General features: G+C 44.3%; 15 protein-coding genes. 7 read left to right on the forward strand and 8 right to left on the reverse strand.

From position 1 onward, the window contains the following. Positions 1–82 precede the first annotated feature (82 nt). Complete coding sequence (locus tag MusilaSJ_RS24140; RefSeq protein ID WP_274987320.1) at positions 83–640, forward strand: RNA polymerase sigma factor; 558 nt, start codon at positions 83–85, stop codon at positions 638–640. Further along, positions 637–987: a hypothetical protein gene (locus MusilaSJ_RS24145; RefSeq protein WP_274987321.1), complete on the forward strand. Its 351-nt coding sequence runs from the start codon at positions 637–639 to the stop codon at positions 985–987. Before MusilaSJ_RS24140 ends, MusilaSJ_RS24145 begins: the two co-directional genes overlap by 4 nt. 278 nt (positions 988–1,265) lie before the next feature. On the opposite strand, the gene MusilaSJ_RS24150 is transcribed toward MusilaSJ_RS24145, so the two are convergent. The 6 genes from MusilaSJ_RS24150 to MusilaSJ_RS24175 form a co-directional block, all read right to left on the reverse strand. Continuing rightward, positions 1,266–2,126 (reverse strand): nucleotidyl transferase AbiEii/AbiGii toxin family protein, encoded by an 861-nt coding sequence (locus MusilaSJ_RS24150; RefSeq protein ID WP_274987322.1) that lies wholly within the window; start codon positions 2,124–2,126, stop codon positions 1,266–1,268. Continuing rightward, entirely contained in the window at positions 2,123–2,761 is a 639-nt protein-coding gene (locus MusilaSJ_RS24155) for a type IV toxin-antitoxin system AbiEi family antitoxin domain-containing protein (protein WP_274987323.1), read from the reverse strand. The genes MusilaSJ_RS24150 and MusilaSJ_RS24155 overlap by 4 nt, the downstream gene beginning before the upstream one ends. A 169-nt stretch (positions 2,762–2,930) precedes the next feature. Next, complete coding sequence (locus MusilaSJ_RS24160; protein ID WP_274987324.1) at positions 2,931–3,437, reverse strand: hypothetical protein; 507 nt, start codon at positions 3,435–3,437, stop codon at positions 2,931–2,933. Positions 3,438–3,443: 6 nt separating this feature from the next. Next, positions 3,444–4,310 (reverse strand): oxidoreductase, encoded by an 867-nt coding sequence (locus MusilaSJ_RS24165; protein ID WP_274987325.1) that lies wholly within the window; start codon positions 4,308–4,310, stop codon positions 3,444–3,446. Further along, complete coding sequence (locus tag MusilaSJ_RS24170; RefSeq protein WP_274987326.1) at positions 4,303–4,464, reverse strand: hypothetical protein; 162 nt, start codon at positions 4,462–4,464, stop codon at positions 4,303–4,305. The genes MusilaSJ_RS24165 and MusilaSJ_RS24170 overlap by 8 nt, the downstream gene beginning before the upstream one ends. Positions 4,465–4,504: 40 nt before the next feature. Then, complete coding sequence (locus MusilaSJ_RS24175; RefSeq protein ID WP_274987327.1) at positions 4,505–5,113, reverse strand: RNA polymerase sigma factor; 609 nt, start codon at positions 5,111–5,113, stop codon at positions 4,505–4,507. A gap of 139 nt (positions 5,114–5,252) precedes the next feature. Between MusilaSJ_RS24175 and MusilaSJ_RS24180 the strand changes: the two genes are divergently transcribed. The 5 genes from MusilaSJ_RS24180 (at position 5,253) to MusilaSJ_RS24200 (ending at position 15,715) form a co-directional block, all read left to right on the forward strand. Continuing rightward, on the forward strand, positions 5,253–6,425 hold the full coding sequence (locus MusilaSJ_RS24180; RefSeq protein ID WP_274987328.1) for a FecR family protein: 1,173 nt from the start codon (positions 5,253–5,255) through the stop codon (positions 6,423–6,425). 300 nt (positions 6,426–6,725) lie between these two features. Continuing rightward, positions 6,726–10,094, forward strand: a complete 3,369-nt coding sequence (locus MusilaSJ_RS24185; protein WP_274987329.1) for a TonB-dependent receptor — start codon at positions 6,726–6,728, stop codon at positions 10,092–10,094. Between the two features lie 10 nt (positions 10,095–10,104). Continuing rightward, complete coding sequence (locus tag MusilaSJ_RS24190) at positions 10,105–11,973, forward strand: RagB/SusD family nutrient uptake outer membrane protein (RefSeq protein WP_274987330.1); 1,869 nt, start codon at positions 10,105–10,107, stop codon at positions 11,971–11,973. Positions 11,974–12,311: 338 nt separating this feature from the next. Next, positions 12,312–14,903: a glycoside hydrolase family 31 protein gene (locus tag MusilaSJ_RS24195; protein ID WP_274987331.1), complete on the forward strand. Its 2,592-nt coding sequence runs from the start codon at positions 12,312–12,314 to the stop codon at positions 14,901–14,903. Positions 14,904–15,277: 374 nt separating this feature from the next. Next, the gene (locus MusilaSJ_RS24200) at positions 15,278–15,715 is read left to right on the forward strand and encodes a DinB family protein (protein WP_274987332.1); all 438 of its coding nucleotides are present in this window, start codon (positions 15,278–15,280) and stop codon (positions 15,713–15,715) included. A 419-nt stretch (positions 15,716–16,134) separates the two neighbouring features. Here MusilaSJ_RS24200 and MusilaSJ_RS24205 read toward each other — a convergent pair whose 3' ends face one another. Together MusilaSJ_RS24205 and MusilaSJ_RS24210 are read right to left on the reverse strand one after the other, a co-directional pair. Then, complete coding sequence (locus tag MusilaSJ_RS24205) at positions 16,135–16,461, reverse strand: hypothetical protein (protein WP_274987333.1); 327 nt, start codon at positions 16,459–16,461, stop codon at positions 16,135–16,137. 151 nt (positions 16,462–16,612) lie between these two features. Next, positions 16,613–17,416: a site-specific integrase gene (locus MusilaSJ_RS24210; protein ID WP_274987334.1), complete on the reverse strand. Its 804-nt coding sequence runs from the start codon at positions 17,414–17,416 to the stop codon at positions 16,613–16,615. Between the last annotated feature and the right edge of the window lie 148 nt (positions 17,417–17,564).

Raw genomic sequence — 17,564 nt, forward strand, 5'->3', positions numbered from 1 at the left:
ACCGGGAGCAAGCAATCGGTTTCATTTTTTTTATTTTTTATTTCCTGCAACCTCGAAGGTTATTTGTGTGACTAACCACTATATGAGCGAAGACCGGCTATTGGTTTCCCGTGTATTAAAAGGCGAGGCACGTGCCTTCCGCGAACTGGTAGAGACCCATCAGCGGCTGGTGGGTGCAATGGTCGGAAGGTTGGTGCCCGATACGGCCGAACGGGAGGACCTTTGCCAGGAGATCTTTATGCAGGTCTATGATGGCCTGCGCCGTTTCGATTTTCGTTCGCGGCTCTCTACCTGGATCGCCCGGATCGCTTACCTGCGCGCAGTGAACTATGTAAAACGACACCGGCAGGGCCATGAACTGCCGCTGCCGGAAAAACTGTCCGAACTGAGCGTCTTGGAAGACGATCCCGAGCAGGCGCTGCTGCAGAAAGAACTATCGGCTTATATCGGCTTGCTGATTGGCCGCCTGCCCTTGCCTTATCAGACGGCGATCAACCTGTATTACCTCCAGGAATTCAGCCTGGCCGAGATCAGTCAGATCACCGGCCTGCGGGAAGGTACGCTCAAAAGCCACCTATCACGCGCGCGTGCATTACTTAAAGAAAAGATCCGTAAATATTTAAAAAACGATAGCCCATGAAAACTACACCTGATGATGAACTGGACAGATTAATCCGGAATGCTATAAATGAAACCACATCCTTACCGCTTGCTTTCGCCCATAGGACCGCAGAACACCTACTGGCCCGTCATCATAAGCGGCAGCTCCGCTACCTACTTGTCCGGGGAATGGTTTACTTTTTATTCGCGCTTGCGGGAAGCTTCGGTTTAGCGTGGCTGATCAACGTGCGAATGGCCCTCAGCCTGATAGCCGAACTAGTCGCTTATAAATCTGTTTTTGTTTTTGGGATCTGCACTTTCGCCGCTGGTATTATGTTAAATAAGGACGATACCCGCTCGACCCGAAATGATCTTTTTCTTGACTAACACACTGTAATACAATTCATTATAGCGCTTTAGCGACCTAAATGTAAAAACAAATTCCAGGTCGCCGGATTGGTGTTCCAAAGTGTGTATTCGTAAGGACTGAAAAGGATTGGAATAAAATAAAAAACACTCTAAATCAGTGACTTATATGGTTTTGTGATGGTGAAGAATCACATTTTGTGCGCCAACCATGGCTACCGTTAGGATGAGTTCTTGTTAGCCTGCCTGATTCACAAAATTTTTCAAAATACTATTGTGTATTTTAAGTATCGCCCGGATTACACCTTGTCCTGAAACTTTAATTTTTCAGTGAGGTCCTGGAAATATTCAGGTCCCCAAATCTTCAACGCCGCGTCATCCGGGATAAACCGGACGACATCATCTTTTATCCTGCCGAAGTCGACATTGCTGATCTTCTGTGTTAAAAGCTTCAGAAATTGTTCAGCTGTGATCTTCTCATCCTTCCAATCGCCGGTGTCCTGTGCACGCAATAAAAAATGTTCAAGATCAAGCGGAATACCCTTTTTGATATACCATTCTAGGTCGTACCAATCCCGGCCTTTAACGCGGTTCTTCCATTTGCGAAAAAGCAGCGCGTGCATTTTTCCCGCGAACAAACTTGGCAGCGTGAAGGTTTTCACGTAGAACGAAAACGGGCGGGTCAATAGTTTTTCCTCCGTTTCGAACCCTAATGGTGGTTCGGTATCAACTTCGATCTTGATCTTCATATGGGGCATCAACTTGACCCCGGCCTGTGGCATAATACCCTCCAGGATAAGTTCCTTCCATACGGTGTCAGATTTGAGAAAAGCCGATTCCACGTTGGATTCGACAACCTTTTGTTTTTCCTTAATACTTACCGTTATGCCCAGCGAGGCGAATTCCGTTATGATCGCGTCAAAGTAAGGTTCCAGCGAAAAGCTGGGGTCTGGCGCCAGTAATGAAAAATCGAGGTCTTCCGAGAACCGGTCAAGGCCGTAAAATATCCGCAACGCCGTTCCGCCATAGAAGGCAGCCTTCTCAAAAAATCCGGACCGGTTCAGTCCCGCAAGGGTGATCTCCTGCATGATCCCCCGCATCGCATCAAAAGCCTGCTGCTGATCTTTAGGATCATACGCTGCTATCCATTCTTTTATCATAAACTGCGCAGCGTTTTTGTCAATATTACCAAACTGGAGGTTTTAGGAGCTTCCTGTGTCCAGGTATCTATCATTTTGAGATCCAAATCACGCAACTTGTCTTCATCGATGCGCATATCCTCGGTCAAAAAGGCAAGAGCCTGCGCGGGACTACGCAGATTGATGCCTGCCGTCATGGTGATCTTATCGCATATCGCTTTTTCAGGAGAGGCGATAAGGACATTCTGCTTTGGAGAAAGCCGGGCGTTCATGATACCGAAAGCATAATACGGAAGCTTCGCATGTCTGTAGGTGAATCTGCCTGCCGCAGTCCTGTAAGTTTTCGTACCCTTGACAGTCACTGAACTGATCTCGTAGACCCGTTCAGGTATGTATCCCCAATAAGACAATGCGCTTTCGAACGATACATAACTTGGTCCCCACAAGTGGTTCGCGATCAGGAACGGCTCCGCTTTATCGGTCCTGCTTTCAGGGCCGGTAATGTATAAACCCTTTTTTACGGTGGTTAGCACACCCGAATTAACCAATTCGGCTATTTTATCATTGGGTCGTTTATAATCTTTTAATAATGACAACATGAGTTGCCGGTTCAGCGGCCCCTCTGCATATTGCTTCAAACGCTCCTCTGCTCTCATCTGTTAAAAATTTAATCAATAATCGGAATTTTTCCGATTATTAGCAAATAATTAAACATCTTTGTTATTATAGGTAGCCGGAAATTTTCCGATTATCAGATCATTATTTTACAGATGTTATGCTGATACCCATCAGCTGGGTATCAATCTCGGCGATGCCTGTTACTTTCTATATAAGTTTTTCGTAAACTCGTAGTTTTTCAAGGTACTTGCCGGTATGTGCGGCGGCATATATTTCATTGAATATCGTGAATATGGTAAACAGGAGCATGACATAGCCTAAGCCCCCGTAAACTGATCGCTTGAAGATAATAATAAAGAAGATGGAAATTACCGCCAAGCCTCCCCACATCAAGCTGTATTGTTTATATCCTTTATATAATTTGGCAGCGCGTACGATCTCTGCTTTTACAAAATCAGCTTTATGCTGGATTGCAGCATTCTTTTGTGTTTTGAAATTATGATCTATTTTTCTCACATAGAAAAGCCCTCCAATAACAATAAATAGGCCCGCGATCAGCCCGGGCAATTTTGCGCCAGCGATAAAAATATCAGGGCCTGCAAAGACGAATAAATATCCGCTCATGATGAGGAAAAATACGCCGAGAAATATGAACGCGATACCCGCGCTCTTCTCCGCCTGTATGGCGCTGGAAAATGTTTGATTCAAGTCCATAAAGGATTATTTAAGCTGGCTCATGATCACTTTGTCAAACAATTTATCTCCTAAAAACTTGCGTAACCGTACCATCATTTTCGCATCCTTACCTACGAGGTAACGAAATTTCGGCTTATCGGACTCGACGATCTTTAAGATAGCATCAGAAATGATCGAGGTTGGCGCTGCGCCTCCCGGCTTCTGGTAAGCGGCCTTCATGCCATTAACCATAACGTTCGCCAGTCTTGAATAAGCACCCTTGCCGGAGTATTTGGTAAGTGGCTCTAAAGCGACATCACCAAATTCTGTAGCGATGGCTCCCGGCTCCAGCAAAACCACATTAATATTAAATTCTTTAAGTTCCAACCGTAAACAATCGCTCCAGCCTTCTACCACATGTTTGGAGGCAAAATACCAGGCACCGATGGGTAGATATACCCGGCCGGTAACCGAAGAGGTATTGATGATAGTTCCTGATTTTGCCTTCCGCATGTGAGGTAAGACCTTTTGCGTAACATTGGCCAGTCCAAAAAGATTTACCTCAAACTGTCTCCTGGCTTCTTCTAAAGGAACGTCCTCAACCGCGCCATACAACGCATACCCCGCGTTATTCCATAAAACGTCTATTTTGCCTTCTTTTTGAATAATCAGATCGACAAGTTTTTGCACGTCGCCGTCACTGGTCACATCCGCTTGCACGGGAATGCCACCCAGACGCTGTATGTACTGTTCGACCAGCAAGAAAAGCTGGCTGCACCCGATAAGAATAATCCTGATTACATGGGCTATGTCGTATTTGATGTACCGGGAAAACTGTTTACCTATTTCCCGGAGGGAAAAACCAAACTGGATAGTGATGTCCTTACCGAACCCATCGAAAATCTCAGCCATTACCGGGACAATCCTGGATACTGGTCACAAGTCTGACTGGCATGTTTTTTAAAGCAGGAAGCTTATGAAACAGTTTACCGGCAGCGTTATTGGCGGCCTCGCAGGTGCGGTAATTTGAAGCAGGGAGTTTCTGTAAAAATGTAAAGCTTTCCATAAAGTGTCCGCTTTTTTAAATCGGGGGCTGCTATTTTTACCTATAACCTAAGCTGGTTGTGTAAAAGGATCAATTTTGCAACAAGTATAACCGTTGGATAGTGTTTAAAATGAGGCTTAAGGTGTTTAACTGCCAGCGAGATCTGATTTTCAACCGCTCTTTTTGAAATAGACAGTCGTTCGGCAATCTCGGTGTTGCTTAATTGATTTACCCTGCTTAAAAGGAATATTTCTTTACATCTCGGAGGTAGTTTATCGAGCAATTTATCCAGGTCGGTGCTGAGTTCGTTAACTTCAAAACTGGTTTCGGCCTGATTGTATACGACACGTAAGTCATCCAGCTTTTCGTAATCTGCGACATATTTTACCGGCGAGGTATTACTTGATTTTATAGCGTTATATACACGGTACCGTGCGGACGAGGCCAGGTAGTTTTTAAATGTAATGATTTTGAGCGCATCCCGCTTTTCCCAAATATTAACAAATATGTCGTTTACAATGCCCATGCAGGTGTCGGTATCATGCAAATAGGAAAAAGCTTTTTTATAAACCAACTCCCAGTAACGATCATAAAGCAGGGTAAACGCCTTTTTATCATGACGTTTCACCGCGGCAAATAAATCTTCATCTGATTGTTGAGTGTGGTTCATGTAAAAGAATCCGGGCTAAGCTTGAACTATGCAAGGTAATAACAAAGTTTTATTGTTGAGGGATAGCCTGGTCTCATTTTGGACCGTTTGCAAAAAAGTTAAAAAAATAAAAAAGGCGTGTGAGTTATTGCCGCGGGAGTTGTCTGTACTAATAACCGTTATAGCCATGTTGTACCAGGAATTTAAAGAATTATACGAACGTTGCACGTCGGGTAACTGTACGCTCGAGGAGCAAGAATTATTTGAAGCATATCGCGATAACTTCGATTTATCGGATATGCCCTGGATTGCGGATTTGGGTGACAGGGCTGAAATTGAGAAACGCCTGAAAACAGATCTGCATAACAGGTTATCTAAAAACCAGATAAAACCTCTTATCAGGATCCGATGGTGGGCAGCAGCGGCTGTTATTTTTGCTCTTGGAGGATTACTTGTTGTCAATAAGCATTTCGACGGAACTACTAAACCTCACGAAATGGCATCCGGCGGAAATATTGTCAAACCAGGCAGTAATAAGGCCACATTAACACTTCCGGAAGGAAAGCAAATTATCCTTAATGGTTTGCACAAAGGGCACTTGTTTACTCTTAATGATGTTGCTGTCAATAACGATATCGATAGCAGCCTGACCTATCAGAAAACCACTGCCGGAATCTCCCGTTCATCACAGCCGTACCATATATTATCAACGCCCTTCGGTGGAAAATACCAGCTTACACTGGCCGATGGTACGAAGGTCTGGCTAAATGCCGGTAGTACCATTAAGTTTCCGATAAACTTCACGGGCAGGGAAAGAGTGGTTGAGCTATCTGGCGAAGCGTATTTTGAGGTGGCCCATGATAGAACGAGGCCTTTTAAGGTGACCGCTGCCGGCCAGTTGGTACAGGTGTTGGGTACTCATTTTAATATCAACGCCTACCAGGACGAAAATGCAGTTAAAACCACACTGCTGCAAGGGAGCGTTAAAGTTTACGGGAAAAATCAAACTCCGGGTGTTCCTGAAGTCATTATAAAACCCAATGAACAAGCAGTTTTCAAAAACAACCGGTTATCAAAAATAACTGTTGATGCAGAAGCGTTTGTGGCCTGGAAAGAGGGGGTGATCTTGTTTAAAAATGCAGACATTCGTGATGTAATGCGCAAAATTTCCAGGTGGTATAATGTTGAGGTGGAATATCAGGGCCAGCTGGGTAATGATACCTACAACGGTGAGATCCCCCGGAACGCGGCTTTTTCCGAGGTGCTGAAAATCCTGAAACTTGATGATATCAAGGTAAAACAAAACGGGCGAAAGCTTATCGTCTCTCCATAGCCCCCTGCATCATCCTATAAAAGCCAATACCGATTATTAACCTCAAAACCCAATTTAAGATGAAGAAAACAGATACTTAAAAGCTCCCTTTAAAAATTCTCATCCATAAAAAATGCCGGAAGTGCTTCCAACACTGCCGGCAGGTTCCGCTTGCGCGGTAGTTTCTGGATCAGAGATTAATAGAAAACCAGCACAGTTCAATTTTAATCAAACCAAAAACCTAACGAAACTATGAAAATTAATCTACGTAGTTTGAAAAACTGCGAATTTCTGTTTTTAAGTCGAAGAACATTTTTAGTGATGAAGCTAATTATTTTGTTAACTATCGCTTTTGCTTTACAGGTTAAAGCGGATGTGTTCGCCCAAAAGATCACCCTGTCCGAAAACGGGGTATCGCTCGAAAAAGTATTAAAAGATATCAATAAGCAAAGCGGCTACACTTTCTTTTATAAAAATAAGCTGCTGCAAAATTCTCCATCAGTATCCATCAATGTTAAAGATGCCGACATTAAAGAGGTACTTGATATTTTATTAAAGGGTCAGCCGCTTTCCTACAGTTTTGCCGAAAAAACCATTGTCATTAAGGGCAATGGTGAAAGCATTGAACCTGATCTCAATAAAAATAAAGCGGTCATAGCTAATATTGAGGTTAAAGGAACCGTGGTAGATGAGGCCGGCAGACCTTTACCCGGTGCTTCGGTAAAAATTAAAGGAACTGGGCAGGGGATGACCACCAATGAAAAGGGCGAGTTTGTGTTTAAGAATATACCAGACAATAGTACACTCGTCATCTCTTTCATAGGCTATACTACCAAAGAAGTTCAGGCTGCGAAGGACCTTGGCATTATCGCCCTTGTTCCGGGTACAGGCCTTCAGGAAATTGTTGTAGTAGGTTACGGAACCCAGCGTAAGGAACGCGTTACCGGTTCGATCGTATCTGTCGGTACTAAGGAGCTGCAACAAAGCCCGGTCGCCAATTTAAGCAACGCGCTTGCCGGTCGTTTACCTGGCTTGTTGACCGTTCAAAACAGCGGTGAGCCGGGTGCCGATGGTTCGTCTCTGAACATCAGGGGCTTCGGTACGACTAACAATTCTGCTCCACTGGTTTTGGTTGATGGTATCCAAAGGGACTTTAGTGGCATAGATGCCAATGAGGTAGAAAATGTAAGCATCCTTAAAGATGCGGCTTCAACCGCTATTTATGGTATACAAGGTGCCAACGGGGTGGTGCTCGTTACTACTAAACGCGGAAAAATAGGAACATCCCGCATATCGGCGACCGCTCAAAATGGCTGGCAGTCTCCAACCTCTTTACCGCAGTATGTTGATTCATATACCGGCCGCAAACTCTATAAAGAAGGTTTGATAAATGATGGTCTTTTTGCAGATACCAGCGCTTATACCGATGTTTTGCTGAATAAATACCGAGACCGCAGCTATCCGGCCTATCAATATTTATATCCTAATGTGAACTGGACAAAAACGATGCTGAAGCCGTTTTCCTACCTGTCGCAAGGTAATTTGAACGTCACGGGCGGCACCGAAAAAACAAGATATTTTATCTCGTTATCCTATCTGCAGCAAAACGGCCTTTATAATTATGAAGATGCGGTAAGCCAGTACGATATCCAGGCCATAACCCATAAATATAATTTCCGCTCTAACATCGACCTGAATCTTACCAAAAACCTGTCGATGGAACTGAACCTTGGTGCTATTGTTTATGACAGAAATTATCCCGGAGCAAATGCCTCACAGATATTTAATGATATCAAACAAACACCCGCATGGTATTATCCAATAACCAATCCGGATGGTTCGCCGGGTGCCGCGCCCAATACTAATCAATCACCGTATGTTGATCTGACACAGTCAGGTTACCAACGGAACTTTGAAACCGCCCTTCAATCTACAGCCGGCTTTAAGTGGGATCTGGGCTGGTTAACCAAAGGTTTGAGCACACGTGTAAGGTTATCGTTTGATAACGATAACTTCCGGAATGTAAACAGGCCGCTATCCAACATCACTTACCAATATTTACTGAACCAGGGCGTTGCCGATACGGAGACCGACCTGGCAGCCAATGGCCATTATGTGATTGTAAATAATGGTACCGGTACGCTTGATTACCTGGTGAACGCCAACGGATCACGACGCACTGTATTGGAGGCTTATTTGAACTACGACCGCGATTTTGGCAAGCATTCGGTAAAAGCGATGGCTATTTACAACCAGTCGAGTTTTTTTGATGCTGTGGGTGGTGGTGTAGGAAACGCGAGGGCGGGGCTGCCCTATAAATACCAGGGTGTTTTAGGCCGCGCGGCATATGCTTATGACGACCGTTATCTCGCCGAGTTTAATTTTGGCTATAACGGCTCAGAGAACTTTGCCGAAGGGCACCGGTTTGGTTTCTTCCCCGCTGTTTCGGCAGGCTGGATAGTATCAAACGAACATTTTATTAAAGATAACCCTTCGCTCAGCTTTATCGATCAAATTAAATTGCGGGGATCATACGGTATTGTTGGTAACGATAAAATAGGCTCGAGCAGGTTCCTCTACCTGAGTTCGTGGGTAACGGGCGACTCGTACAGGTTCGGGTTTAACAGCAACGGGAACAGTTATACCGGTTACCTGGAAGGTCAGGCCGGCAATACCTTATTAACCTGGGAACGCTCAAAAAAAACAAACCTGGGACTCGACCTGAGTTTATGGAAAGGGATGTTCTCGCTTTCAGCCGATGTTTTTAAGGAGCGCCGCAATAATATCCTGGCCACCTCGCAACTGATCCCCTCGTTTATAGGCTTGCCGCAAATACCGGCGGTTAACGCGGGCATAACAGATAACAGGGGGTATGAGATTTCATTGAGCCACAGGCACGAGTTTGGCAAAAAACAGGGATATAGCATTACTGTTAATTACGCTTACGCAACCAATAAGATTTTGTTTTATGCCCAGCCCGATTACCCGGGCCGTGAGTGGCAGGCTTTAAAGGGCACAAGCATTAACCAGATCTACGGTTACACGGCCCTCGGCTTGTTTAAAAGTCAGCAGGATATTGACAATAGCCCATCACAGGCAAGCCTTGGTGTTACCAAACCGGGTGATATTAAGTATAAAGACCTGAACGGGGATAAGGTGATTAACAGTCTTGATGCCGGTTATCTCCCGGGAAAAGTGGCCAACCCCAAATCACAATTTGGCGTGGCGCTGGGCTATCATTATGCCAATTTTGATTTGAGCGTCCTTTTTCAAGGCGGTTTGGGGGGCTCCACTTTATTGTCGGGATCTGGGGTTTATGCCTTTTCGCGCTTTGCCAGTTCGCTGGTACAGGTGGTTGATAACCACTGGGTGGCCTCAAATCCCGATGCCAATTATATGTTCCCGCGTATTTCATCGGCCGATAACGTGAACAATCAGCAAGCTTCCACCTTTTGGATCTATTCATCAAATTACCTGCGCTTAAAAACTGTTGAACTGGGTTATACCTTACCCACAACATGGATGAAAAGGATAGGGATAGAGAATGCCCGCGTCTTTGTTAACGGCATTAACCTGTTAACCTGGAGCAAGCTAAAAGATTTCAATTTCGATCCGGAAATTGGTAACAACGGTACCGGAACTTATCCGCAGCAAAAAGTGATCAACGCGGGTTTAAGATTTACATTTTAAAATATTCAACATGAAAAGCAACAAATTCATATACCTGTTTTTAATTGCCTGCATTTCTGTGGTTTCCTGCAAAAAATATCTTAACGTGGTACCAACAGAGCTGGTTACGCAGGATGCGGTTTTTAATAATATCCAAAACGCCGAAGGTGCATGGAACCATTTATACGCATCGCTCAACAATAACGATATACAGTTCATTTACGGAGGGGGAACGGTTTTAGGAGCCTGTACTGATGAATGTAAAAACCATTGGGAAAATGTGCCCGAATTACCGTTTAATTCAGGTGCATGGAACGCTACCAATAACTCGCTTGATATCTGGGGCAGGGCTTACCAGTATATCCGTTCTGCAAATATTTTCCTGGCAAATATTGATAAAACGCCCGTTCCTGCTTCGAGGAGTGATTACTACACGCCGCGCATTCCGCTGTACAAGGCGGAAGCGAGGTTTCTGCGTGCTAATCAATATTTTGAATTATTCCGAAGATACGGCGCCGTCCCTTTAATCAATACAGTTTTAGCCACAACAGATCCGGCGGCCACCACCACAACAAGGAACACCGTTGATGATGTGGTTAAATTTATCACCTCGGAATGCGACGCCATTGCTGAAATTCTACCGGTAAATTATGCCAGTGGTTCGGCAGATTATGGGCGGATAACCAAGGGTGCGGCGTTAGCATTAAAGGCCCGTACTTTACTTTATGCAGCCAGCCCTTTATTTAACGGGAACACGATGTATGCCGGTATTAAAAATGCCGATGGAACACAGTTGTTCCCTCAGTCCTATGATAACAATAAATGGCTGCTGGCGGCCAACGCAGCCAAAGCGGTGCTAAACCTGAATGTTTATTCACTATCCAATCCCAACCCGTCAAACCCTGTTGATAACTATGCGCAGTTGTTTTTTACCAGGAATTATGATGAGATCATATTGCCGTATATTATGGGGAACAACAGGAATTTCGAAGGTAATTATTTGCCTAACGGCCGGGATGCCAATGCCGTTAACGGCAACGGAAAAATGAGCGTGTTCCAGGAGTTGGTTGATTCGTACGAAATGAATAACGGCAGGCCAATAACGGACCCTCAATCGGGTTATCAGGCTACGGGCTTTTGGAATGGCGAGTTATGGGACGGTGTAAGGAATACGCCTGTGTCCAATATATCAAACATGTATAAAAACAGGGATCCCCGTTTTTACGCTACTATATTTTTTCAGTACGACGTTTGGAATTATACGAATAATGCGAGGCCTTTGAAATTTGCCTGGTTTGGCAATAACGGCGGTGGTTGCGACGGATGGCCGAAACCTGGCACCAACTGCGAAACAGGTTACAACTGGCGTAAATGGGCCGATCCTAATGTTAATCTAAAAGGTGGTGGCGACGCCAACCGTAACTTTCCGGTTATCCGTCTGGCCGAGATCTATTTGATCTATGCTGAGGCTATGAATGAATATTTAGCTGCGCCAAACAGCGATGTGTATAACGCTGTAAACGCCGTACGCAGCCGGGTATCTATGCCGGGTTTACCCATCATCGCGGCTGATAATACCAAAGAAGGTATGCGGAAAAGGATCCAAAATGAAAGACGTGTGGAGTTTGCCTTTGAAAATCAGCGTTTTTGGGATGTTCGTCGCTGGTTGATAGCTAAAACGGTGGACAACGGCAATATGCACGGCATGAACGCGAGGCCTACACCTGGAGAGTTGAACGCTACCGGTTTAGATCCTAATAGTGAAGCCGCGGGTGTTGCAGTGTTTTATAAAACGGTGGTAGACCAAACCCGTGTTTTTGCCGACAGGCATTACCTGATGCCAATACCTCAGACCGAGATCAATATCGACCCGGCACTGGTACAAAATTATGGTTGGTAACCTAAACTCTTATACCGGCTGACCCGCTTTTACCTTCGGTTTTAAAATAACAGCAGTGTAAAAGATAAAGCCGGGACGGCTAACTAAAGCGGTTGTTTTGAATAAGACAATCGCTTTAGCCTGGCCGTTGCTAAACGAAAGGTAAACGACAGGATACCTGCTATTAATTTTAGCTCACCCTTGTTTTTTTAATATTAAACAAAACCGGATTCTTTAAACCGGAAAGCTATTGTATGCCCGTTCATAACTGCTCGTCAGTTATATAAATACATAATCTGGCCGGATACGCCCGTTCAGCTCTTATGATTATTCCTGATCGCAGTTTTAAAGTCACTTATATGCTCGTCACCTACAAACATAAAACAATAACATTTTTTAAGCTGTTAGTCTGCAACCTGATTTTTTTTGCAGGTAACTCATATGGTCAAAATGGTAATCAATTAACGCCCGACCCCAAAGCTGTTGTGCAATCCGGGAACGCGCGGTTTACCGTGCTTACAGATCAACTGATAAGATTACAATGGGGGCAGTCCGCAAGTTATGACAACAGGGCCTCGCTGATTGTGGTTAACCGTAAACTGCCCGTTCCGGCATTCAGCACGCGGACGGAAAATGAATGGTTTTACCTAAAAACCAGGAAGATTGAGCTTGCCTACAAAATCAATTCAGGAGTATTTGACAGCACCAATCTAAAGATCCGTTTTTTGAATGCCGATACGGTATCGTGGAAGCCGGGGCAAAAACAAAAATTCAATTTAAAAGGAACTTCCCGCACCTTAGATGGGCAGGACGGTGAAATGAACCTGTACAGTAATCAAAAACTTCAACTGGAAGATGGCATCCTTTCGCGGGACGGCTGGTTTTTTCTGGATGATTCGCAATCTCTGAGGCTGGATAATGCTGACTGGCCCTGGGTAACCGCGCCCGGCACTCCGAAACTGGACTGGTATTTTATGGCTTATGGCGATGACTATAAATCAGCCCTTTTGGATTTTAGCAAAATTGCAGGCCACGTGCCTATGTTGCCGCGCTATGTGTTTGGTTATTGGTGGTCCAGGTATTGGAGTTACTCGGATAACGAGCTTCGGGAACTGGTCCAAAACCTCAAACGCTTTGATGTACCTACAGATGTTTTGGTAATAGATATGGATTGGCATACCAAAGGCTGGACGGGTTACACCTGGAACAAGAACCTTTTTCCTGATCCGGCCAATTTTCTGAAATGGACAAAGGACAATCATTTGAAAACCACGTTGAATCTCCATCCCGCAGATGGCATCCAACCAACAGAAGAACGTTACAATGATTTTGCAGCCTATATAAAGGCCGATTCCGCCCAAAAGAAAGTTATCCCGTTTGAGGTATCCAACAAAACATTTATGCACGGCTTATTCGACATTGTATTAAGACCGATTGAGAAAGCCGGCGTCGATTTTTGGTGGCTGGACTGGCAACAATGGCCAAACGACAATAAAATCCCCCAGTTAAGTAATACGTGGTGGCTTAATTATACATTTTTTACCGATAAGGCGATGCATAGCCAGACAAGGCCTTTGCTGTACCACCGTTGGGGCGGTTTAGGTAACCACCGTTACCAGATCGGTTTTTCGGGAGACACTTTCATGTCCTGGGAGTCATTGGCCTATGAGCCTTATTTCACAAGCACGGCGTCAAACGTTTTATATTCCTACTGGAGCCACGATATTGGCGGGCACATCCTCAAAGGAAATGAAAAAGGGGTAGAGCCTGAACTTTATACCCGTTGGCTGCAATATGGCGGCTTTAGCCCCATCATGCGAACGCATTCTACTAAAAACGCAGCTATTAAAAAAGAGATATGGAATTTTGCGCCGGAGTATGCCACAGCACAACATGATGCCATCAGGTTGCGTTACGCGCTTGTGCCCTACATTTACACCATGTCCAGGAAAACGTTTGAAACCGGCATCGGGCTTTGCCGGCCAATGTATTATGATTATGCGAAACAGCCGGAAGCTTATAGCTATAAAGAAGAGTACATGTTTGGCGATAATATGCTGATCAGGCCGGTTACGGCACCATCTAAGGATGGTTTCGCCACTGTTAAAGTTTGGTTGCCGAAAGGAAATGATTGGTATGAGTGGTCTACAGGGACTCTGCTAAAAGGAGGCCAGGTACTTGAACGTTTATTTTCAATCAACGAATACCCGGTATATGTAAAAGCCGGCTCGGTGATACCCATGTATAATGATCAAATTCAGAATCTGGACAATAATCCGAATAACCTAATCCTGGGCATATTTCCGGGAGGTAGCGGCAATTTTCAGGTTTACGAGGATAACGGAAACAATAAAAATTATAAAAATCAATTTGCCGAAACTAACATGGTATCGCGGATCGACGGCAACGAGCAGATTGTGAACATAGCACCTGCTGTTGGCAGTTATCAGGGCATGGCCGAACGGAAAAAAATTAAAATAAAGCTATTTGGTACCCAGCCGCCGTTAAAGGTATCGGTAAACGGCAAACCTCTGCAATTTAATCCGGATAACCAGGATGGCAGCTGGAATTATGATGGCGGCAATCTATGTTTAAATATTTTGCTTCCTGAACAAAGCTGCAAAGTTGCCAGGCAATTACGCATAACCTATAACGAAGCACCAGGAATCTTGACAACTGCAGGGCTTGTAGAGAAGTTCAAACGCTTGTCGATGATTACTGCGGTATTAAAAAATAGTGATAACGGTAATGATGGTATTTATATTCCGAAAAATCTTGGTATTGCGGAGGAAACTAATCGCTTACTGAGTTATGATCCAATGAATTTCGCAAACTATATTGAGAATTTTGAGCGTTGTTATAAACTTATACCAGAGGAAATTCAGTTGCTTAAGCAGGTTGGTGAGCAGGAGAGGAAGAATCTTATAAAATTACTCCCGTCCGTTCAATAATTAACGGATATGCACATATGGCTGCGGTTCGATTAAGGCGGGTTAGATATTTCAAATCTATGTTATTGATCCAATAAAGCGGCAAACCGCTTTAGATCATCGAAAAACCGGGTCGTGTGGCCGACGGGTTTGAGTGCTATTTTAGGCAAGTTGTCAATCTTATTGACAACTTTTTTTATGGATTGAGTAATTGTTGATAACCGACGCTACCTCTTGAGATAATCACTATATGGAGCAATAGAATGACAGATAATGCAGCGCATCCCTCGATCACCACATTCATACGCCAGAGAACCCGATAACCTGCAATCCCGCTTGTTGATACCGCTTGCTATCGCTACCTTGTAAAAAAAATAAATATGCTTACCGATATTTTGCAATCGCTCTTATGCCGCGACCTGAATAAACTGAACGAAGAATTGGAACTTTACCGGGATGAAGCCAACATCTGGCATATAGACGGCAGCATTCTGAATTCAGCGGGCAACCTATGCCTGCATCTGGTTGGCAACCTCAATACCTATATCGGCGCAATTCTCGGCGACTCCGGCTATGTCCGTAACCGACCGGAAGAGTTTTCATTGAAATATATACCCAGAAACGAACTTGTTCGTAAGATTGAGCAAACGATTGCCGTTATCGAGGCAACACTACCGCTTGTCACTGAAGCTCAAATGCAAAGCGAATACCCGCAGGAAATAAACGGTGGTAAACAAACTACCGGGTATTTTCTTGTTCACCTCGCTACGCACCTCAGCTATCACTTGGGGCAGGTCAATTATCACAGGCGGCTTCTTGACCGGAAAGAATGATACTTAGTAAATAAGTCAGAACAATTTCGCTTCCCTGCTGCGTTTTCGATATCTCGCGGGAACTTAGCTTGAAGTTTGACATTACTTTTCCATCGCCCGTACTTTTTAAATATGGGGCCGGTATTTATAGTGTGTGAAGTCGACCTGATAGGCGGCGCTTGTTTCAGTAAGGCTTCAGCCAGGTGCAGCCGCACGCGGTATAGACAACGCCCGGCATAACCATGGCCGGCGAAGGGCATTAAGCGGCATCACCAACCAGCACCGGCACTCCGGTCAGCCGCCCGGCGTATTGGGATATGCGATACTGGTCTCAAGAATTGCGTCGTCTTCTCTATCCTCATTAAATAGTACCTGACGGAGAGGTAGGATATGGTCTATTACCATTTGCTTAACACTTGGTGAAACAGCTACTTTTTATACTATTTGTTAGTTTTTTCTTTATAAGGCAGGCGATAGCGTTCATTGAACAACATTTGGAACCACTCCCGGAAGCGCCAGGGCTTGATGGTAAAGCTGCGGTAAAGCCGGTTGTCGCCCTGGTCTTTTTCGGGGTGTTTACATAGAAAATGTCCATAATTAATTAAACAACTTTGGAAAGAATTACCTTTTACTGATTCTTCACTATAAACGAAGCTTCCATCTGTATTGGCGTAACTATAATTTTCCTGCGTGAAAAAATTGAAAACGGGAAGATTCGTTATGATAACGATTGATATTAACAAAATATAAATGCTTGATTTTTTCATCTTAAATTAATTACAAGGTCCATGGCTTAAAGGAATATTTCCACCTGTTGTATTGACATTTGGATCGCCTTTTAGTTTTTCGATGCTGTCGCCCAGCGCCCCTGGTGCGAGCACGGGGCTTGAAGGGTACAACGGAGAGTAGGTAAACGGATCAGGCAGGTTGATGCTGCCGGCCAATTTCGCTGTTTTTTAATTTTTCAACATCGGCGTAGGAGAGGCCTGTGTAGCAACTAAAAAGGAAAATGTCTCGGACCGCTGTTAATCGGTCGTACCCTAACTCTTTTTCCGAAAGCTTCTGTAGTTCCCACTCTGTCAACGCGACTCTTTCGACCGTTTTTCTGCTGAACTTGAAATCAGTGAAGGGGTCGGTCGTAAGGAATCGGCTCTTGACACAGACCAAAACAATCTTTTTTACATTCGACAAATATTTCATGGTTGAATTGTGATTGCACTTCTGAACACTTTTAAACCAAAAACAGAACTCTGAGATAAACTCATAATCCAGTTTTTTAACATCGATGTCCGTTAAGCCATATTTCCAGGAAATAAACGCCGTGGTGTGCGTCAACGTAGTTTCGTATCTGGCAATGGTATTGGGCGAAAATTCAGAACCTTCGAGGGCCTTCATTTGTTCGTTATGTTTCCTGAAAACCGTCAGCAACATCACTTTTTTTTCATCAGTCCCCGTCATAACGGCCTTAATCGATTCTGCTGTAATTTCTTTTTCGGACTCGATTAATTTCTTTTTTGCCTGGAATACCATTTGTTCCAGCGCATCGAGATAGTTGTTTAATTCTTTGACAAACTCTTTTTTCCCCATAGTACGCCCAGATTCGCTGCTCCAGAATGATGGATCACATTTTCGTTTGGTGGAAAGTTCTTTTGAATCACCATCGACGGTGATTTTTAAATAAATGGGCAGCGGTCCAGTCTGGTAGTTTTTGGGTTTTCTCATGAAGAATAGTAACCCGAAGCTTTTTTCTAACATAAATACTTAATAAAAAGGTTAAACAAATGTCGGAAGCCGGCCCCTGTCAATCAAGATGTTCACGCGGTGTACATGTTTGATTTTCAGTCTATTGTAAGGTTTTCATTGAGTCTTT

It is taken from the genome of Mucilaginibacter sp. SJ (assembly GCF_028993635.1).
Lineage (GTDB): Bacteria > Bacteroidota > Bacteroidia > Sphingobacteriales > Sphingobacteriaceae > Mucilaginibacter.